Source organism: Bacillus sp. FSL R5-0659, from assembly GCF_038008785.1.
Lineage (GTDB): Bacteria > Bacillota > Bacilli > Bacillales > Bacillaceae > Bacillus > Bacillus safensis.
Map to the genome: position 1 here is coordinate 2893394 of NZ_JBBOZU010000001.1, position 19867 is coordinate 2913260.

The window sequence follows — 19867 nt, forward strand, 5'->3', positions numbered from 1 at the left end:
AAAAACCAGGGGCAGCCGCCCCTGGTTTCTTATTTTGCTTTCGGTGTCACCATTTCTTCTGGTTTCACAAATTGCTCGAACTGCTCCTCTGTTAGCAGCTCTAATTGAAGTGCTGCTTCTTTAAGTGTTAATCCTTCTTTGTGAGCAAGCTTCGCAATTTTCGCTGCATTTTCATATCCGATGTGCGGGTTAAGTGCCGTCACAAGCATCAATGAATTGTTCAAGTTTTTCTCAATTGTTTCTAGGTTTGGTTCGATTCCAACTGCACACTTGTCATGGAATGAGTTCATGCCGTCAGCAAGTAGTTCAACTGATTGCAGGAAGTTATAAATGATGACTGGCTTGAATACGTTCAGCTCAAAGTTTCCTTGGCTTGCCGCAAAACCGATTGTGGCATCATTCCCCATGATTTGTGCTGCAATCATAGTTAAAGCTTCACTTTGAGTTGGGTTGACTTTTCCTGGCATAATAGAGCTTCCCGGCTCATTTTCAGGAATGATCAATTCGCCAATTCCACAGCGTGGGCCACTTGCAAGCCATCTCACATCATTGGCAATTTTCATTAAATCAGCTGCAAGTGCTTTTAAGGCACCATGCGCATACGTAATTTCATCATGGCTTGTCAGCGCATGGAATTTGTTTGGTGAAGAATTGAATGTTTGACCTGTCAGCTGGCTGATTTCCTCAGCAACATATTGACCGAACTCAGGATGTGCGTTAATGCCTGTACCAACAGCAGTTCCGCCAATGGCTAATTCTCTCATTTTTTCAGTTGATTCTAGAATCATTTCTTTTGAACGGTCCAGCATGTATACCCAGCCGCTAATTTCTTGGCCTACTGTCAGCGGTGTTGCATCCTGCAAGTGCGTACGGCCGATTTTCACAATCTCTTGATACGCTTTTGCTTTCTCATCAAGAGTTGTTCTTAACTGGTCAATAGCAGGCAGCAATTTTTTGTACACAGCTAAAACAGCTGCCACGTGCATAGCCGTTGGGAATGTATCGTTTGAGCTTTGGCTACGGTTAACGTCATCATTCGGGTGAATGCTGAACTCACTATTTTTATCTTTCAAATAAGCAGTTGCTCTATTTGCAACGACTTCGTTCATGTTCATGTTACTTTGTGTTCCACTACCTGTCTGCCAAACAACAAGCGGGAAATGCTCGTCATACTTTCCGCTGATGATGTCATCACATACAGCAGCAATTGCTTCTGCTTTTTCGCTTTCAAGGTTGCCAAGACGCTCGTTGGCAATCGCTGTGCTACGTTTCAAAATTGCAAACGCATTCACAACTTCCTTTGGCATTTTCTCAGAACCGATTTTGAAATTTTCTTTGCTTCGTTGTGTTTGTGCACCCCAGAACTTGTCCTTCGGCACTTTGATTTCGCCCATTGTATCTTTTTCGATTCTAAATTCCGTCATTATGTATCCCTCCATAGCTTCTCATCACTCAACTCTATTCTATACAAAAAACGAAAATCCTTTAAGCGTTTTCAATTAAAATTTTATCTTTATTTTAATTTTAGTTCAATATAAACGCGAACATCCTTCGAATATTTGTATTTTGGGTTCGTTTTTCCGTAGTCCTTTGATGTATATGTCACCTCATAATGCTTGTCAAACGACTGTAGAATACGGTCGATCTCCTCTTTTGTTCCTGCTAAACGAATCTGTGCCATCTTGTTTCCTCCAAAACCCTCATTCTTTCTTTTACCACAAAATAATGTAACACAGAATATTGTTTTTTCAAGCAGGTAATGCTAAGAAAAAGATTTGAGGCGGGTGATCCGAATGAATCAAACTCCATTAAAAGAGCACTTATACGATAACCTCTCCGTCATCCTTCCACAATTAAAAGAAATGGACGACTTGGTTCATGAGAAAAAAACGTTGCCTCACGGACAGGTTGTTTACTATTTATACATAAAAGAAATGAACGAAACGATGGAGATTCAAACCTTTTTAAAGCTGCTTCTCCAAGATCATACGTCTCTCACAAAAGAGAAGCTGGAATCCAATTTATCGATGATGACCACCCGTTCGGTGAAGACTTCTGAGGAATTGGTCGCTGCGATTTTTGATGGGCATTGCGTGGTACTGATTAACGGTTTTCAGCATGCGTACATTTTAGAAACGCATGGAACGAAGAAACGCAGTATAGGGGATGCTACCTCTGAAACAGTTGTGAGAGGACCGAAAATTGGCTTTATTGAAGATTTAGATACGAACTTAGCTCTTGTAAGACAGCGCTTGAAAAACCCCGATCTCAAAACGGTTGATATGAAGATTGGACAAAAGAAGTACACCCAAGTGACCATCATGTACATAGATGGCATGGCTCAATCGTCTGTTTTAAAAGAAGTGAAAAAACGACTCAAGCAAGTCACCATTGATGATATACAAGATTCTGGTGTTCTTGAGGAACTGATTGAAGACAATGTGTACTCGCCTTTCCCGCAAGTCCAAAACACAGAACGGCCGGATAAAGTGGCATCTGCTTTAAATAATGGACGTGTCGCCATTTTTGTCGATCATTCACCTTTTGTGTTAATTGTACCTGCTTCTCTCGCGACGATTATGCAATCACCTGATGATTATTATGAAAGGTGGATCGCCGCCTCTCTCATTCGGATGCTGCGGTTTACCTCTATCTTTCTGACCTTATTTTTATCAGCTATTTATATTGCGCTTGTGTCCTTCCATCAAGGACTTTTACCAACAACACTGGCTATTTCGATCTCAAGTACAAGAGAAAATGTCCCATTTCCTCCTATTGTGGAGGCACTCATTATGGAAATAACGATTGAGCTGCTGCGGGAAGCGGGTTTAAGGCTGCCAAATCCGCTCGGTCAAACGATTGGACTTGTAGGTGGAGTTGTCATCGGACAGGCGGCCGTTCAGGCTCATATTGTGAGCTCAATCATGGTGATTATCGTCAGTGTGATTGCCCTTGCGTCCTTTACTGTTCCTCAATACGGGATGGGCATGTCGTTCCGCGTGCTCCGCTTTGTGTCTATGTTTACGGCAGCTACTTTGGGTTTATATGGGATTGTGCTGTTCATGCTCGTTCTCCTTACTCATTTAACACGGCAAAAAAGTTTTGGTACGCCTTATTTTTCACCAGATTTTGTGTTCAGCTATAAAAATGAAGACAATTCCATCATTCGATTGCCTTTGAAAAATCAAAAGAAAGGAGAACGATATGGTCAATCATAAAGAGTCGATCACCAGCTATCAGGCAAGTGCCATTATTGCCAATACAACATTAGGTGCAAGTATGATGATTCTGCCAAGAGCAATGGCTCAAGCTGCAGCTACACCTGACGGCTGGATTGCGCTCTTGCTCATGAGTGCCATTTACATTATATTTATTTTTGCAAATGTCCTTATGATGAAAAAAGTCCCCTTCTCCTCTTACTATGATTATACAAATGAGGGTCTTGGAAAGTACATTGGCGCTCTTGCTAACATATTGATTATTATTTATTTTCTTGGCGTTGCCAGCTATGAAGTACGAGCGATGTCGGAAATGGTGAAGTTTTTTTTGCTTCAAAACACACCTGTAGCAGTGACAATGATCAGCTTTATTTTGGTTGGCCTTTATCTCGTAGTCGGTGGGATTGGTGATTTTGCCAGACTGTGCCCCTTTTTCCTCATTGTCACCTTGATTATCTTATTTGTTGCATACGGACTCAGTGTTCAAGAATTTAAGTTAGATAACCTCCGGCCTGTTTTAGGAGAGGGATTCTCCCCTGTCTTCAAATCCCTTAACGCATCAGCCATTTCGTTTGTTGGCATTGAAATGATACTGTTTATGCCTGTCTATATGAAAACGCAAAAACACACCTTTGCTTATGGCGCAGTCGGCTTTTTGATTCCTGCGATCATCTATATTTTCACCTATATTCTTGTCGTTGGTGCGTTCACGGTGAAAGAAACAGCGACTTTGACTTGGCCGACGATTGCCTTATTTCAATCGTTTGATATACAAGGAATCTTTATTGAGCGAATCGAATCCTTTTTGCTCATCGTTTGGCTTGTTCAACTTTATACGAGCTTTGTAGGATATACGTTTTTTGCTGCAATGGGGTTATCAAAACTCACAAAATTCCCTAAAAAGATCGTGCTCGCGCTGATGGGAATTGTCATCTACTTTGCCGCCATTTTCCCAAAGGATGTTGATACAGTGCGCAATTATTTAACGTATGTAAACCATTTATTTTTCCTTTTATTCGGTATCCTCCCGTTTCTCTTATTTATCATCGTGTTTTTGAAAAGGAGGCGGAAAACAGCATGAAAAAGAAGAAGGTCTTTGCATTACTCGCCCTTGTTCTATTAAGTGGATGCTGGGATAGTACCAATATTGAGGAGCTCAACATGGCGATTGGTTATGGCTTAGATAAAGGAGATAACGGTCATAAGCTGAAAATATCTATGCAAGTCCTTGTTCCTCAAAAAATTGAACAGGAATCCAGCGTAAAAGACCCAACAAAGATTATTGAAACTAGCGGTGATTCCGTGCATCAAATATTCCGAACAACGACTCTCAAAAGCCATCGGATTTTCGCCCAGCAGCTGAGGGTGTATTTATTTTCTGAGGAGCTTATCAATGAAAATAATTTCGACCTCGTCATCAATCAATTTATTCGCGACAATGAAACGCGGAGAGGAAGCCTTGTCTTTATGACCGCTGAAAAGCCTGGAGACTTGCTGAAAATCAATGATGATGGGCAGCCTGCTTCTTCTACATTATATGATATTTCGGGGAATACAAAATCGACCATCCGTATGTTAAAGCCTGTTTCATTAGGAGATATTTCTACTGCTATGCAAAACAACGTATCTTTTGCTGTTCCAAAAGTCAGTGTGGATCAAGGGAAATTAATACTCGACGGTGCCTCTATTATTAAAAACAAACGATTTCTCACCGACATCTCTCCGTTAGCCGTGCAGTCATACAACCTATTGACAGGGGAAGGAAAAGGTGGAGTCATTGAATTTAAATATGACCACAGCATCTATTCTTATGAAATATTTAAACTGAAACACAACATTGAAACGAAGAAAAAAGCCAGCGGAAGATATCAATTTGATGTATCAGTAGAGCTTGATGGAAGATTATCTGAGGATTGGAATGAGCGTGAGAATGCATTTAATGAGAAGTATCTTCAAGAGATTGAGGGTGCAGTGGAGCGTCAATTAAAGAAAACTGTAAAAGATTTCATTGGGGAATTACAGCATGAGATCAAAGCAGATATTTGCGGGTTTTCTCAAAAAGCCAGTATTGCGTATCCGAAGGACTTTCGAAAAGAAGCGAAGCATTGGGATGAGATTTTTAGTGAATCGGACATTCGTTACAAGGCAAATGTGAAAATCCGTGACTTCGGGACTAAGGGCGCAACACAATCTTTATAGAGTATGTTAAAATGGTAAGAAAAAAAGGGTGTCAATCATGAAACGAGCTTTACTTTCGGCCGGCATTCTATTTTTGATTCTAGGGATACTTCTGTTAATCGTTGTATTCATGCAATCAAAAGAAGATTTCTTCATTGAAGCCGACAGCTTTTCAAGCACATTTTTGATCGTGGTTTATTATGGACAAACCCCTGCGCTCCTTCTATTGGGAGGCGGATTATTCGTCGGACTTTCACAGATCATTGATTTGCAGGAAAAAAAAGCGGCAGCAGCAAAGGAGAGCGTAAAGCTTTTATCCGAAATGAAGAAAACCCTGGAAGAAAAATCGGCCAAGGAGCAGGAGGCTTTTCCAGTTCCTGAGCTCCATCAACTATCCGAACGTCCGATCACAGGACAGAAGGACTAATTTTACGCATGTTCTAGCAGCTTTCACTTGAAAGCTGTTTTTTTATTGAATCAGCTTATGGCGGTGGGCATACACAGCCGCTTGCGTTCGATCTTCCACATCAAGTTTGGAAAGAATGTTGGTAATATGGGTCTTCACCGTTTTAATTGTAATAAATAATTCCTCAGCAATGACCTTATTCGATTTCCCATCCGCAATCAGCTTCAAAATCTCCATTTCTCTTGCTGTTAATGAATCGTGAAGGATAGACCCATTTGATGAATGACGGAGTTTATTCATGACCTTTCCTGCCACTTTCGATTCAAGTCTTGGTTCGCCGATACTTGCAGATCTGATGGCATCCGCAATTTCTCCTGCCTTGGATGTTTTTAATAAATAGCTTAAAGCACCCGCCTCAATCACTGGATAGACTTTATCATCGTCAATAAAGCTCGTCAGAACAATGATCTTGGCATCTTCAATTTCCTGACAAATTCTTTTCGTTGCTTCTATGCCATCCATCCCTTCCATGACGAGATCCATTAAAATCACATCTGGCCTTAATTCAACGGCTAGCTCTACACCTTTTTGTCCATCTGACGCTTCACCAATGACTTCAATATCAGCCTGCGCCTCTAAAAAGGCCGCAAGCCCCATTCTCACCATTTCGTGATCGTCGATTAAAAGCACTCGAATCATCGAACGTTCTCTCCTTTTCCTTCATCAAAAATGGGAACCTTCACATCAATTTGTGTGCCTTTTCCCTCAAATGACATAATCTCCGCGACACCGCCTACCTCACTTGTTCTTTCTCGAATCGATTCCAGTCCGTAGGAGGCCGTCTTCACATGGTCTGTTTGAAAGCCAATACCATTATCAATAATCTTTAGCTGCACTTGCCGGTTTCTTATGAGCAGACGCACTGTCACTTTTGTCGCCTTTGCATGCCTAAACACATTCGACAGTGCTTCTTGCACAATTCGGAAGAGGTGGTCCTCTACTCCTTTAGATAACGGAACATCATCTTCGATTTCCCAATCAATATCAATCGGCTGCTTTGCTTGAAATTCATTTAGCAGCTCAATTAAGCCTTTTTTCAGGTCTTTTCCTTCTAGAGTGATCGGTCTCAAATGAAGCAGAAGAGCACGCATCTCATTTTGTGCATCGCCAGACATTCGTTCGACAAGCTGCATTTGTTTTAAAATCTTTTCGTCCTTTTCCTTCATGCCTTCAAGAATAGCTGAGGTCATCATCGAAATCGCAAATAACTGCTGGCTGACCGCATCATGGAGCTCTCGTGCCAGCCGCTGACGCTCTTCTGAGACAACCGATTTCTTCATTTGAACCTGCCATTCAGCCCGTTCATTCGAAAGCTTTTGCAAAGAGGCTACTTGCCCTTCCACCCGCTTCGCCATTTCGTTTAATTGATCGGCGGCTAAGCCAATTTCATCATCGCCAAGCGACGGCAGTCTGTATGCAAAGTTTCCATTTTCGAACTTCAAAATCGACTCTACAAGCTGGTCGAGCCTCTTCTTATGCTGATAGCCAAATACACTCGCGGCAGAAATCCCAATCGCAAGACTAACGATGAGTAAAATACAAAAAAACGGTATGCCAAACCAGCGGGTAGAAAGCAGGATCATTGGATCAAGCTGATAATAAAAAAACATCAGCAGTGTCGTCATCGTTACAACACCGAGCGAGACGCCGACTCCAAGACGAACAGATTGCCACTGGATACCTAAATGCAATTTCCTCATAAGTATCTCACATCCACATCTCCGATCAGTAGAGAGATGGAGATTTTCACTTTTCGTTTGCTCTCATCATAATCGTTGGTCATCACATACACTTTACTGCCGAAGCCGCTTCTTTTTTCATCTATGATTTTCATATCACCAATCGCGGCGGAAGCACTCACACATACTTCAATATCCTGCGGTACGTAAATATCCACATCGCCGATCAGTCCGCTAATCACGATTGTGCTCTCTTCTTCTGCAATGATCGCCTTTGATAAATCGATTTTAACATCGCCAATAAAACCTGAAATCGTCAAATCACTTAATTGAAACGGCTTTTTCATCAGCCTGACTTCACCGATAAAAAAGTCATGCTCTTTGCGCGGCTTTGTCTGGCTTTTTGTTTTCTTCTGATCGCCCTCTTTTTCAAGATTGACTTTCAGTGAAGGCTTCCCATCGTCTGATGTTTCCTTTTTATCGACATCAAAAACAGGTTTATTTTTCAATAAGCGATAGCCCGCATAAATCAAAAAGGCCGCAAATAAGTAACCTGTTAAACTAAATGTAATATTGAGCAGAAATTTTAAGAAGAGAAAGCCGGCAAAAATATAGGAAACTGAACCGAGCCAACGTTTGGATCGTGAGTGCAGCCAATAACCCGCCAGCGCAAAAAACACAGGCCAAAACAGATCTGCTCCGATCCCAATAATTTTGAGAAATAAATTAATACCAAAAATCACAACAATGATGCCTAATATTTGATTCCTTGTAAAACGCAGTTGACTCGCCTCCTTCCTTTTCTTTCATTCATTACCGCAGCTTGAGGTTACCACTTGTCATTTCAATATCGACTAAATGTGTCCCTTTTCCCTGCGTACCTGTAAAGCCTCGACCTTCATTATCCACTTGATCAAAGTCATACGAGTGATCGACGCTTCCACTTGTTTTTTTCACCTGAACGTTGAAATCTCCGTCATCTGGCAAATTAAATTTCGCGCTCCCTGATGTCATCTGAAAGGAGACAGGTGACTTAATTGTATCAAAACTTGCCGTCATTCGGCCGCTTGTCATGCCCAATTGCAGTTTGCCTTTGACATCATTAATATCGGCACGCCCTGAAGTTGCCCCAATATCACTATCCTTCGCATCGATATGCGACACTGCCATCCTGCCAGAGGTTGCTTTGATTTCTACATTTTTTGCTGAAAAATTCTCGGCTGTGAGGTTTCCACTCGTTGATTTGAGTATCACATCTTGAAGGGACAGCTTTCCTCCTCCATCAATCTCACTGACGCCGCTTCCACCTGTAATCTTCACATTTTTATGATAATCTGTTGGAATTTTAACCAAAAGCTCTCCTTTTTCAAATTGAGTGAAAAACAAGAAGCTTTTATTTTCAGCACGAATTTTGAAGGTACCACCTGTTTGCTCCGCATACATTTTCCCTTTTCCATTGACAGCAGTTACGGAAATATCGGAACGATTTTCAGGTTTTACCTTCACGCGAAACCCAGAAAGAGAAATATCTAATTGATCAATCTCCTCTGTTTTTGCTGAAGCTGTTGTCACTGGTTTTTCACGGGAAAAACTTAAATGAAAGAGACCTTCATTTTTGAAAAGCATGCCAATCATTAAAAAGATACCTACAAGTATACAAATTAGACCGATTAATCGCTTCATTCATACCATCCCTTTATCTTCTGACCTTTTCATTATAAGGAAAAGCGAAACAGAAAGAAATCAAATATCGGAAGAAAAAGCCTGCTTTTCTTCCGATGTGATCTCTATACGTTTGCTTGCTGCTGTTCAGGCTTTTTCTCGAGCTTCAGTTTCTGCCATTCTTTTTCAACCTCATCGGCATAGTCTAAATGAGCATATGCCCCTTGATCCGCAAATTGTGCATAGCTGCCTGCTTTTGTTTCCATTTCTTCAATACGGTTCTCCATTCGAAGAAATTCTTTATATGCACTTTCACTGTCTACTTTATTGATGGAATCATTCATATGCTGCTTTGCCTGTGCGGCATTGGCTCTTGCAATCAGTGCCTGTTTCTTGTCTTTTATATCACGCAGCTTCGTTTCTAAGTGCTGTAATTGCTCTTTCAGCTCTTTCAATTGTTTCACAGACTGCTGGTACGCTTCCTGATATTCGTTGTGCTTTTCTTCAAAATACTTCATTTCTGTGAGCGCTTTTCGTGCAAGCTCCTCTTCTCCCGCATGATATGCCAGCTCCGCCTGCTTCTTTCGCTTTTCAGCAAATGCTTCCGTCTCTTCTGCTTTTCGCAGGAATCCTTGCTGAATCGTTTGCTGTTTGATGATGGCATGTTTCGCTTTCGCAACATCATCCTCCATATCACGTACGTATTGATTCAGCATGACACGCGGATTCTCCAATTTATCTAACCCTTCATTGACAGTTGCAACAAACATATCTCTTACTCTTCTTAATACCATTTGATGTTCCTCCTTTTATTTTTTCTTTAAAAAGTCTTCCCATTCTTGATCAAATGACGTGTGAATCGGTTCCTCCGTATTGGGTGCCGTGTTTGGCTCCATATAGGCTCTGCTTGATGATTTTTTGGTAGATTCACCACTAATCATCGACCAGCCAAAATAAAGAAGTACCCCTGCAAATGCAATGCCGAGTAAAAACGGCAGGAATTGCACGACAATCAGTACACCAATGACTGCTAGAATGATCCCTGAGGTTTTACTGCCTTTTTCATATTTTTTAACACCTACATAGATGAGCCATGCCCCAATCAAAACCGGAATCAGTCCACCTAATGAACCACCAAAGAAGATGGATAAACCGACAAACAATAAAATTGAACCGATAATGGTTTTACTTGTTATTTTCATCTTCATGCCTCCTTTCTTGCTCCTTGCTTTAACTATAGTCAAAAAAGAAAGCCAGCAAAACGTGTTACAGATTGATCTTTGATTGCGACTAGAGTCGTAACAATGCTCAGACTGAACGGTTGAATCAAACAAAAAACACTCATCGGAAAGAAGAGTGGTGTTAAACGTATGGTAGAATCACAGAATAAGTTGTATCTAAATCAAGTCAGAGGCAGGTGTCGTATATTGATAAATAAAGATCAACTAGCTGATCTATTTGCTAGTCATTCTTTTCACATACAAGAAATCTATCGTTTAGTCATCCAGCCCCATAGTACATTAAGGGAGTTTAAGACAGAAAGTGCTGGCTTTCTTTTCAGTATTCGCGGGGAAGCTAGGCTGAATGTTAATGGAAAGAGCTACGATTTGCAGCCAGGGTCCGTCATCCATGTAACACCAGGATGCCAGCTTGCCCTGCAGGTGATCAGTCAATCAGAATACGAGTACCATTCACTTTTCTATCATTTGAATTGTGATAAAGAATCTGACTGTGACACTGTTTTCAAGCTGGAAACGGGAGCAAATCCGAGAATCATTGAATTACTCACCATGCTCCATCAGAATGTCCATACACCTGGCGGAATGGGGAAACTTCGAGTCAAAGAATTATTTTTACGCATCCTATATCAAATACTAATGGGCTGTAAGCAGGAAGAGAGCTCTCCTCATGAAAGGGTCATTGAGGAAGCCATCGCTTATATTAGAGGACAATATATGATTCCATTAACACTTCAGGATCTCGCTGAACTGTTCGATATGAATCCTAAAAGCTTCTCATACTTTTTCCATAAATATACCGGACTTCACCCAATTGACTATGTCATCCAGTATCGTATGGAAAGAGCGCTTGAAATACTAAAGGCAGGCAATATTTCGATTCGTGACGTTGCTATGACTGTCGGCTATCCCAATCCGCTATATTTTAGCAGACTATTTAAAAAGAAATTCGGAGTGCCGCCTAGCGCATATACCGCGAAATAAATCTGTCGTATTTCTTCTCAAAACGATAGACGCCAGCCTCATTCCTTAAAGGAATTCCACAGCTCTCTATGAAATAACCAGCCTAACTGCCTCATAAATTGAAGTCGATCAAGATCATCGCTCTTCTGTCAGTCCAGATTAGATAATAATGCATATGATATTCGCTATTTGTGTATTCGCATTTCACGAGGTCCTTGCTATACTATTCAATGATAATGATTATCAATATCGATTATTACTGACTAATAATCAGCAACGACAGGGAGGCAGATGATGTGAACAAAAAAAGGCAGCTTTGTATCGGATTGTCCTTGTCAGCGACCTGGTTGAAGGGAAAAGGCTGGCAGCATCCGAGCAGCATGGTAGAACACTTATTTTCAACCAACTTTTACGTTGAGCTTGCAAAGAGAGCAGAGATGGCCAAGCTTGACTTTCTTTTTAAGCCGGATGCACTGACACTCCACATAGAGTCATTGGATCACTCCCCTGGCTTTGGCGGTCTTGATCCAACGGTTTTGCTTGCTTCGATTGCTCATGAGACGGATCGAATCGGACTTGTTTCAACTGCCTCGACTACGTTCAATCCTCCCTATGTAGTGGCGAGACAGCTTCAGTCCTTGCACTCGATCAGCAATGGGCGTGCCGGCTGGAATATTGTCACTTCGATCGACGGAGCCGATAATTTTAGCCATTCACCCATGCCAACCTCAGAAGAACGATATAAGAAGGCGATGGAATTTACGGATGTTGTACGCAAGCTTTGGGAGAGCTACCCAAATGAGGCGCTGCTCATCAATCGAGCGACAGGACAGTTTGCTGACAAGGAGAGAATTTCTTCTATTCAACATGAGGGTCATTTCTTTCAAATTAAGGGGCCGCTTAATGTGCCGGCTCATCCGTCAGGAACTATTCCTTTGTTTCAGGCAGGTGCTTCGGAAACGGGGCGGGATTTTGCCGCTTCAACCGCAGATGCGATGTTTGCAGCAACCCCTGATATGGCCTCAGGCATTGAATTACGGAAAGACATGAGGAGAAGAGCATGCAAGCATGGCCGCCAGCCTGATGAGATCCGTGTGTTGCCTGGCTTGTACTTTTTTATAGGAAAAACACGTGACGAGGCGCATGAAATGTATCGAGAGGCGCATTCCCATTTAAGCACTGCACAAGGTTATGCATCGATACAATCGATTCTAGGTCTCGATATTCGTCACCTTCCCTTAGATCAACCCGTTCCTGCCGATATGCTGCAAGGATTGGATGAGCAGGTACGCAGTCAGACTCATGCTGATTTGCTGTGCAGGTTGATTGTACAAACGCAGCCTACCATAAGAGAACTACTCTCCAGACCAGAGGTCATTGGATCGGCACACTGGGTCATCGTGGGAACAGCTGAGGATGCACAGAGAGAAATAACCAGATGGTTTGAAGCAGGCGCTTTAGACGGTTTCATTGCTCTTCCGGGCTCAGTACAATCACTAGAATTATTTTTTGACGAATTGGTCCCCTTACTCGTCCAACATGGCTTATTTAAAAGTGAATATACAGGATCCACCTTACGGGAGCAACTGGGGATGAAATAAAGCACGACTACAATAGACAGTTTGAGAGGAGTTTTAAAAAGATGAATAAGAAATTAATGATCATCGGCTTCATTTCCTTATTGATGCTGATCATGGCGGCATGCGGCGGAGGAGACAAGCCTAAGCAATCAACTACAGCCTCCGGAAGCAAAAATGCCGGAATTGAAAATTCAGGTGATGCTGCTACGAAAACAATAGAGTATCTTGGGAAAAAGTATACCATCCCGAAAAAAGCCGAAAAAATCGTCATTACTGGAGCAATGGAAGCGATGGAAGATGCCGTTGTACTTGATGTTCATCCGGCAGGGGCAATATCAGTAGGAGGAAAGTTTCCGAAAATATTTGCTTCAATCACAAGCGATTCCGAATCAATCGGTGAAAAACAGCAGCCAAATTTTGAGAAAATATTAAGTTTGAAGCCTGATGTTATTTTAGGCTCCTCTAAATTTCAACAAGTCGTACTGAACAAGTTAGAGAAAATTGCGCCGACCATTCCAATCTCCCATATCGCGACAAATTGGGAGGCTAATTTAGAGCTAATGGCCGAATTAACAGGAAAACAAACGAAAGCAGAGAAAATCCTCACTCAATACAAAACAGATGTCAAAGACGCAAAAGCTTCGTTAAAGGAAAAGCTCAAGGATAAAAAAGTAGCCATCATTCGCATTCGGGGAGCACAAGCCTTCGTATATCCAGAAGATGTGTATTTCAATCCTGTCTTGTATAACGAATTGGGTCTCGCCGTTCCTCAGCCGATTAGTTTGGCAAAGACACAAGAAGCAATTTCTGTCGAGCAGCTAGGGGAAATAAATCCGGATTATCTGTTTGTACAATTTTCTACGGATGAAAATCAAGAGGCAAGGCAGGCATTTGATGACATGAAAAAGAATCCTGTTATTCGAAACATGACGGCCTTTAAAAAGGATCAGGTTTATATCAATGTGGTACATCCACTCCTTGAAGGAGGACCTGCTTATAGCCGAATCCAGTTTTTAGAAGCCTTGCAGCAGCAATTAGAAAATAAATGAGACTGCATGAATCAGCTATGAAATCATGACTATGGTCATTTTTAAAAATAAATGAAGCAAAAGAAGTGGGGAGAATTGTACGATGCAGGATATGGAAGTTTATGATGTAACCATTATTGGCGGCGGACCTGCTGGATTGTTTTCCGCCTTTTATAGTGGATTGCGTGAAATGAAAACGAAACTGATTGAATTCCAGCCTTTCCTTGGAGGAAAGGTTCATGTTTATCCAGAAAAGATGATCTGGGATATAGGAGGATTAACGCCAGTTCCAGGCTCGCAGCTGATTGAACAAATTGTTACTCAAGGACTGACCTTTGATCCAAAGGTCGTACTCGGAGAAAAGGTGATCTCTATTTCTCAAGACGAAACAGGTCAATTTGTTCTCCACACCGCGTCCAATCAAAAACATTACTCCAAAACCGTCATTTTAGCTGTTGGAGGAGGTATCCTCAAGCCGATTAAATTAGATATTGAGGGTGCAGAACGATTTGAGGTTCAAAATTTGCATTATACGGTCAAATCCCTTGCACGTTTTAAAGATAAAACCGTGTTGATCTCAGGAGGTGGTAATTCAGCCATTGACTGGGCGAATGAGCTGGAGCCGATTGCCAAGCAAGTGTATTTAACCTACCGGAAAGATGCTTTAAAAGGCCATGAAGCCGAAATATCAAGACTTAATAACAGCTCTGTCCAATGTCTGCTTCATACCTCGATTGAAAAGCTCATCGCAGCAGACGATCATGAGCGGATTGAAACGGTTGTCCTCAAAAATAATCAGGACAATACTTTATTTAAGCTAGCCATAGATGAAGTCATTATCAATCATGGATACGAACGAGACAAAGAATTACTTTCGAATAGTACCATTAAACTAGAGCAGAAGGATTACTGGATTGCAGGAACTCCACTGAGTGAGACGTCAGTCCGGGGCATTTATGCAGCAGGCGATATTTTGCATCATGAAGGAAAATTACATTTAATTGCTGGGGCTTTCCAGGATGCTGCGAATGCGGTAAACCAAGCGAAGCAATACGTAATGCCTGATGCAAGCGCTCGTGGAATGGTTTCTTCGCACAATGACATATTTATTCAAAAAAACAAAGAGCTAATGAAGCATTTGTATACGAAATAAAGTGTCCATTGCACAAGCAAGACCTGGAATCCCTTTTGTGCTTATAGAACGAAGACGTTTTAGCACTCTTCTCATTCGAAGAGTGCTTTTTCTTATTTAGAACGAAACACGTCTGCACTTCGTTCATATTCAACATCAGCTTCACCAAGCCGATGATTCACGATTCGGGCGGCAGCAAATAAATAATCGGATAGACGGTTTACATATGTGAGCGCAACGGATGGAATCTCCTCCTGTTTCGCAAGCGTCACAATATGCCGCTCTGCTCTTCTGACGACTGTCCGCGCCACATGTAAGAGAGCAGCGCCTTCCTGACCGCCCGGTAAAATAAACTTGGTGAGCGGCGCAGCTTCTTCTACATAGACATCCATTCTTTCCTCAAGGACTGCCACAGAGGCTTCTGTTAATTTGCCTACTTTACGTGGTTTCACTGCTGCCAAATCACCGCCGCAGTCAAACAGCTCATGCTGTATAACGATCAGCTCTGACAAAAGGTCCTGAAACAATTCGCCATGCTGCCGTAATTTTGCATGGGCGAGTCCAATGAAGCTATTCGCCTCATCTAATGTGCCGTACGCTTCAACTCTCACGTCATCTTTATCGGCTCTTCCTCCGATCAAGCCTGTTTGTCCCTGATCCCCGGTTTTCGTATAAAGTTTCAACGGTATTCCCCCTTTTTTACTGCTTTGTCTCTTTAGTATAACCCGAACTAAATAGGATGTAGATGTTTTACTAAAACATGGTGAATGAATGTCATCAATGCAACAGAAAAGTGAACCATTTGTCCATTAGAAGGCCAACCATCCTTATTATTTCCTTATAAAATAATGATTGAAGATATAGTTTAGAGTGTCTAAAATGTGATTAAGACAAAATGAAGGAGGATGGTATGAGTAAATTTAGTTTATTTAACAAGTTTTTGGTGCAAGAAGGCGAAAAAGAAAAAATGGTTGATATTCTGTTACAAGCAGCAGAATCAATGAAGAATTTGGATGAATGTGAAATATATCTTGTGAATATTTCCGAGAATGAACCAAATTCTGTTTATGTTTATGAAGTGTGGGCAAATGAAGATGCCCATCAAGCGTCTCTAGGTCTTGAAGCTACCCAAACTTTAATAAGTCGTGCGAAACCAATTATTACTGGTATGGAAAGAATCAATACTTTAATAACACAAGGCGGAAAGGGCATTTCATCTAATTAGAATTCAACCGTCTTAGATATAAAATTAGAACTGGCTGACATTGTGGCAGCATTTTTTCTTATTTAAAGCAGAGATTAAGAACAATTGTAAGGACTACACATTTTAGATATGTGTAGTCCTTACAATATCAACAGTTTTATTCAACTAACCTAAATATAACTGTACGTTCACTTTTGAATGACTTTCAACTTATGAAGAAGCCCATACACCTTTTGTCCTAATCTTTCGTGTAGAAGGTCAACATCTTCCGTTTCCTGCGTATTGGGTGCAGCAATACAAAGATGATGGATTGGAATGCTTGTTTCTTGCTTTACGATGTGCATAAGCTGACCTATGAGCTGAACAGCTGCGCCGTCTGATAAAGATCGTTTCAGGATAAGCCAAATAGTCAACGTTTCCTGCTGAAGCATACCGTAAAGGATCAAATCGTCTTCGGCGTCTTCTTCGGCGTATTTCGCTAATCCTTTAGCTTGCTCGAAAAACAGCATATCTTCAGTTGGCTCTAACTGATGATGAAGCGTCTTCGTTCCCGTTCCAATCGACCTTTTCCAAAAGAACCCGCCGTTTTCCTTATGTGAGGTAAGGATGCGAAGAGGCTGATTAATGGAAAATGTCATTCCTTCTGAGCCATATGTCCTCCAGCCATCCGCTATGTTTACAATTGATGCATTAGAAGAAACCGCAGGTTCAACCATCAACTGAGGGTTTGCCCTAAATGGATGCTGGAGCGGTGTCACATTTGTTTCATACACACGGTTGATTCGTTCGGTGGTCAAAACGTGATGCGGCAGTCCTAACATGTCAGTCTTTCCTTCATGAAGCAGCAGCAGCCGATCACAATATAAACTAGCAATGTTCACATCATGGAATACGCCAATGACCGTTAACCTAGAGGAAGTCGTTTCTTCTTTAATTAAATCAAGCAAATCTTTTTGATAGGCTAAGTCAAGGAAACTGGTTGGTTCATCCAGCAATAAATATTCAGGTTGCTGCGCCAATGCCTGTGCCAAATACACACGCTGCTGTTCTCCTCCGCTTAACTCATGGATGGGTTGATCCTTAAACTGTGCAACACCCGTTTGTTCCATTACTTTTCTGACGACCTGCACATCTTCTTGCGTGACAGATTGCAGCCACCCTTTTTGATATGGATAACGGCCGAATTGGACGGTTTCTTCCACCGTAAATGAAAAAACTTGATCCGTTTTCTGCGGCAGAACTGCCATCTTTTGCGCAAGCGCCTTTGGCTGATAGGATTGAACAAGGTGACCGCCGAGGCGCACTTCACCGCTCTCAGGGGCTAAAATTCCTGCCATCATTTTAAGCAGGGTCGTCTTCCCGCTCCCGTTTGGGCCGAGTATACCGAGAAATTCTCCTTGCTTTACTTCAAGGCTAATGCCACGAATGATCTCTTTCTCTCCATAGCCACCTCTGATTTCCTTCACTTGAATCATACGTGCGTCCCCCCTCTATATTGACGAATGAGGATGATGCCAAATACAGGTGCACCAATTAACGCAGTAATGATGCCAATCGGTAATTCAGTCGGCTCAATGATGGTACGGGATAACACATCTGCTAATACGAGAAAGGAAGCACCGTTCAACATAGACAAAGGCAGCAGATGCCGATGATCCGTGATAGTTAAGAGGCGGATAAAATGCGGAATCACAAGTCCTACAAAACCGATCGTCCCTGATACCGCTACTGCACTTCCGGTCAGAATTGAGCCCGCCAGCAGCACAATATATTTGCTCCTTTTCACATGGACACCTAATAGCTTTGCTTTCTCCTCTCCATACGTCATGACATTCAAATCTCGCCCCATCAACATTAACGTAAAGGTCCCAATAAGAAAGAAAGGAAGAAAAAGCACAATATAACGCCAGCCCCTCATGGACACACTGCCAAGCAGCCAATGAATGATCTCTTTTAGATCATCACCTGTTAAAGCAATCATCAATGAAATGAGCGCACCTAAAAAAGAGCTAAAAATCACTCCTGTCAAAATTAAAGAAGAAATGCTCATCCCCCGATGAACAAGACGCGCAAAAAAGAGAACGAGACACAAGGTCACAAGCGCCGTTGTCATACTGAATAATGGCAGTGTGAAACTGCCAACAAGCGGGAGCTGCAAGCTAAAAAACAGAGTCGCTACGGCTCCAACTGATGCCCCTTGAGATACCCCCAGCGTATAAGGGTCAGCGAGAGGATTTTTTAATAAACCTTGAAAAGCTGCACCAGATAGCGCCAGTGATGCTCCGACTAATGCCGCTAATATGACTCTTGGCAGCCGAATGTTCATCATAATATTGCGATCGATGGAATCAATGGTTCCAAACTGTACTCCGAATAGTTCATGAACAAATATACGAAGAATAGAAGGAATGGGAATCCCTAAGCTTCCAAAGGAGATTCCCATTCCAATGCTCATCACAAGAAGTAAAGCACTTAGTGTATATGCGATGATCAATTTATTTGAACGTGTCAGGATAGACGCTTTTCGCAAGAGCCTCGACTCCTTCAACCAATCGCGGTCCCGGTCTTGATGCGAGATCCGTATTCAATTGAAAGACTTGTTTTTCTTTCACTGCTTTCATTGCATTCCAGCCGTCTCTTTTTTTCAAATCAGCTAAGCTGGAACCATCAATTGTCACGATGACATCAGGATTTCGTTTGATGATCGATTCTTCTGTCATTTGCACCCAGCCAGTTTGATCGCCAGCAGCATTTTTGGCATGGATAACAGAAAGCATTTCATCCATAAATGTATTTTTACCTGTTGTATAAATTTCAGGAGCACCTGACACTTCGACAAAGACAGTTTTTTGTTTGTCTTTTGAAATCGCCCCTGCTTGTTTCTTGATGTCATTCAATTTTGTTTTCATCTCGTCTACAAGTTTTGTTGATGCTTCTTTCACGCCAGCTGCTTCACCGATCATATGGATTGATTTGTACACATCCTTAAAGGAGGTTGCATCATTTACAGTCAGAACTTTTATCCCTGCCTCTTCAAGCTGTTTAAATCCTTCTTTTGATCCCATTTGAGATGCATGCGCTAACACAAGATCTGGCTTTAAGGAAATGACCTTCTCAACATTAAATTCAAGTCCGCCAATCTTCTCTACCTTTTCGACTTCCTTTGGATAATTATCAAAGTCTGATCGTCCAACCATTTTATCTCCAAGACCGAGTGCATAGGCAACTTCTGTATTACTTGGAATTAACGAAACAATTCGTTTAGGCTGTTCTTTGATTTCGACTGTTTTGCCAGCTGCATCTTTAATCGATACTGGAAATGCCGCAGTGACCGTTTCTTTATTTTGTGACCCTGTTGCTTTATGATCTGTCTCAGCGCCTGCACATCCTGCTAAAACACCCATCACAAGCAATAACGATAGCCAAATAGCTGTTAACTTTTTCATGAGTGAACCCCCTGGTTTATGTACTGCTTAACGAAATCTCTTTCGTCAATTCTTTTCTAATTTCGGGAATATT

At 41.8% G+C, this 19867-nt stretch carries 21 protein-coding genes; 9 read left to right on the forward strand and 12 right to left on the reverse strand.

Annotated features, from left to right (window positions below):
* Nucleotides 1-29 precede the first annotated feature (29 nt).
* Together fumC and NSQ72_RS14990 are read right to left on the reverse strand one after the other, a co-directional pair.
* Nucleotides 30-1424 carry a class II fumarate hydratase gene (gene fumC, locus NSQ72_RS14985; protein ID WP_024423418.1) on the reverse strand — a complete coding sequence of 465 codons (1395 nt, stop codon included), beginning with the start codon at nucleotides 1422-1424 and terminating at the stop codon, nucleotides 30-32.
* 89 nt (nucleotides 1425-1513) lie between these two features.
* Nucleotides 1514-1681, reverse strand: a complete 168-nt coding sequence (locus NSQ72_RS14990; RefSeq protein ID WP_003213147.1) for a YvzF family protein — start codon at nucleotides 1679-1681, stop codon at nucleotides 1514-1516.
* A gap of 112 nt (nucleotides 1682-1793) precedes the next feature.
* Between NSQ72_RS14990 and NSQ72_RS14995 the strand changes: the two genes are divergently transcribed.
* From NSQ72_RS14995 to NSQ72_RS15010, 4 genes are read left to right on the forward strand one after another with little or no spacing between them, the layout of a single operon-like run.
* Nucleotides 1794-3218, forward strand: a complete 1425-nt coding sequence (locus tag NSQ72_RS14995) for a spore germination protein (protein ID WP_126682298.1) — start codon at nucleotides 1794-1796, stop codon at nucleotides 3216-3218.
* Nucleotides 3205-4299: a GerAB/ArcD/ProY family transporter gene (locus tag NSQ72_RS15000; protein ID WP_341084436.1), complete on the forward strand. Its 1095-nt coding sequence runs from the start codon at nucleotides 3205-3207 to the stop codon at nucleotides 4297-4299. Before NSQ72_RS14995 ends, NSQ72_RS15000 begins: the two co-directional genes overlap by 14 nt.
* Nucleotides 4296-5417, forward strand: coding sequence for a Ger(x)C family spore germination protein (locus NSQ72_RS15005; protein ID WP_099663708.1), 1122 nt, complete (start codon nucleotides 4296-4298; stop codon nucleotides 5415-5417). Before NSQ72_RS15000 ends, NSQ72_RS15005 begins: the two co-directional genes overlap by 4 nt.
* Nucleotides 5418-5454: 37 nt before the next feature.
* Entirely contained in the window at nucleotides 5455-5823 is a 369-nt protein-coding gene (locus NSQ72_RS15010) for a hypothetical protein (RefSeq protein ID WP_039181321.1), read from the forward strand.
* A gap of 42 nt (nucleotides 5824-5865) precedes the next feature.
* On the opposite strand, the gene NSQ72_RS15015 is transcribed toward NSQ72_RS15010, so the two are convergent.
* The 6 genes from NSQ72_RS15015 to NSQ72_RS15040 form a co-directional block, all read right to left on the reverse strand.
* Nucleotides 5866-6501: a response regulator gene (locus NSQ72_RS15015; RefSeq protein WP_024426015.1), complete on the reverse strand. Its 636-nt coding sequence runs from the start codon at nucleotides 6499-6501 to the stop codon at nucleotides 5866-5868.
* The gene (liaS, locus tag NSQ72_RS15020) at nucleotides 6498-7562 is read right to left on the reverse strand and encodes a two-component system sensor histidine kinase LiaS (RefSeq protein ID WP_099663707.1); all 1065 of its coding nucleotides are present in this window, start codon (nucleotides 7560-7562) and stop codon (nucleotides 6498-6500) included. The genes NSQ72_RS15015 and liaS overlap by 4 nt, the downstream gene beginning before the upstream one ends.
* Nucleotides 7559-8323: a cell wall-active antibiotics response protein LiaF gene (gene liaF / locus NSQ72_RS15025; protein ID WP_039183309.1), complete on the reverse strand. Its 765-nt coding sequence runs from the start codon at nucleotides 8321-8323 to the stop codon at nucleotides 7559-7561. Before liaF ends, liaS begins: the two co-directional genes overlap by 4 nt.
* A gap of 31 nt (nucleotides 8324-8354) precedes the next feature.
* A complete protein-coding gene (liaG, locus tag NSQ72_RS15030; RefSeq protein WP_341084438.1) occupies nucleotides 8355-9224 on the reverse strand; it encodes a LiaG family protein in 870 nt (289 codons plus the stop codon).
* 104 nt (nucleotides 9225-9328) lie between these two features.
* Nucleotides 9329-9997, reverse strand: coding sequence for a stress responsive protein LiaH (gene liaH / locus NSQ72_RS15035; RefSeq protein WP_024423427.1), 669 nt, complete (start codon nucleotides 9995-9997; stop codon nucleotides 9329-9331).
* A 15-nt stretch (nucleotides 9998-10012) separates the two neighbouring features.
* Nucleotides 10013-10405, reverse strand: a complete 393-nt coding sequence (locus NSQ72_RS15040) for a hypothetical protein (RefSeq protein ID WP_047202415.1) — start codon at nucleotides 10403-10405, stop codon at nucleotides 10013-10015.
* A 225-nt stretch (nucleotides 10406-10630) separates the two neighbouring features.
* Here NSQ72_RS15040 and NSQ72_RS15045 point away from each other — a divergent pair, with 225 nt between their 5' ends.
* From NSQ72_RS15045 to NSQ72_RS15060, 4 genes are all read left to right on the forward strand, one after another.
* Nucleotides 10631-11425: an AraC family transcriptional regulator gene (locus NSQ72_RS15045; protein ID WP_126682301.1), complete on the forward strand. Its 795-nt coding sequence runs from the start codon at nucleotides 10631-10633 to the stop codon at nucleotides 11423-11425.
* A gap of 275 nt (nucleotides 11426-11700) precedes the next feature.
* The gene (locus NSQ72_RS15050) at nucleotides 11701-13005 is read left to right on the forward strand and encodes an NtaA/DmoA family FMN-dependent monooxygenase (RefSeq protein ID WP_341084440.1); all 1305 of its coding nucleotides are present in this window, start codon (nucleotides 11701-11703) and stop codon (nucleotides 13003-13005) included.
* A gap of 41 nt (nucleotides 13006-13046) precedes the next feature.
* On the forward strand, nucleotides 13047-14033 hold the full coding sequence (locus tag NSQ72_RS15055) for an ABC transporter substrate-binding protein (protein WP_341084441.1): 987 nt from the start codon (nucleotides 13047-13049) through the stop codon (nucleotides 14031-14033).
* Nucleotides 14034-14115: 82 nt separating this feature from the next.
* Nucleotides 14116-15165, forward strand: coding sequence for an NAD(P)/FAD-dependent oxidoreductase (locus tag NSQ72_RS15060; protein WP_341084442.1), 1050 nt, complete (start codon nucleotides 14116-14118; stop codon nucleotides 15163-15165).
* A gap of 92 nt (nucleotides 15166-15257) precedes the next feature.
* Here the strand turns inward: NSQ72_RS15060 and NSQ72_RS15065 are convergent, their stop codons facing one another.
* On the reverse strand, nucleotides 15258-15827 hold the full coding sequence (locus tag NSQ72_RS15065) for a cob(I)yrinic acid a,c-diamide adenosyltransferase (RefSeq protein ID WP_341084444.1): 570 nt from the start codon (nucleotides 15825-15827) through the stop codon (nucleotides 15258-15260).
* Between the two features lie 227 nt (nucleotides 15828-16054).
* On the opposite strand from NSQ72_RS15065, the gene NSQ72_RS15070 reads away from it, so the two are divergent.
* Nucleotides 16055-16369 carry a putative quinol monooxygenase gene (locus tag NSQ72_RS15070; RefSeq protein ID WP_341084445.1) on the forward strand — a complete coding sequence of 105 codons (315 nt, stop codon included), beginning with the start codon at nucleotides 16055-16057 and terminating at the stop codon, nucleotides 16367-16369.
* A 167-nt stretch (nucleotides 16370-16536) separates the two neighbouring features.
* On the opposite strand, the gene NSQ72_RS15075 is transcribed toward NSQ72_RS15070, so the two are convergent.
* Genes NSQ72_RS15075 through NSQ72_RS15085 form a run of 3 tightly spaced genes read right to left on the reverse strand, consistent with a single transcriptional unit; the run spans nucleotide 16537 to nucleotide 19794 of the window.
* The gene (locus tag NSQ72_RS15075; protein WP_341084447.1) at nucleotides 16537-17823 is read right to left on the reverse strand and encodes a heme ABC transporter ATP-binding protein; all 1287 of its coding nucleotides are present in this window, start codon (nucleotides 17821-17823) and stop codon (nucleotides 16537-16539) included.
* The gene (locus NSQ72_RS15080) at nucleotides 17820-18878 is read right to left on the reverse strand and encodes a FecCD family ABC transporter permease (RefSeq protein WP_341084448.1); all 1059 of its coding nucleotides are present in this window, start codon (nucleotides 18876-18878) and stop codon (nucleotides 17820-17822) included. Before NSQ72_RS15080 ends, NSQ72_RS15075 begins: the two co-directional genes overlap by 4 nt.
* Nucleotides 18844-19794, reverse strand: coding sequence for an ABC transporter substrate-binding protein (locus NSQ72_RS15085; RefSeq protein ID WP_341084449.1), 951 nt, complete (start codon nucleotides 19792-19794; stop codon nucleotides 18844-18846). Before NSQ72_RS15085 ends, NSQ72_RS15080 begins: the two co-directional genes overlap by 35 nt.
* Between the last annotated feature and the right edge of the window lie 73 nt (nucleotides 19795-19867).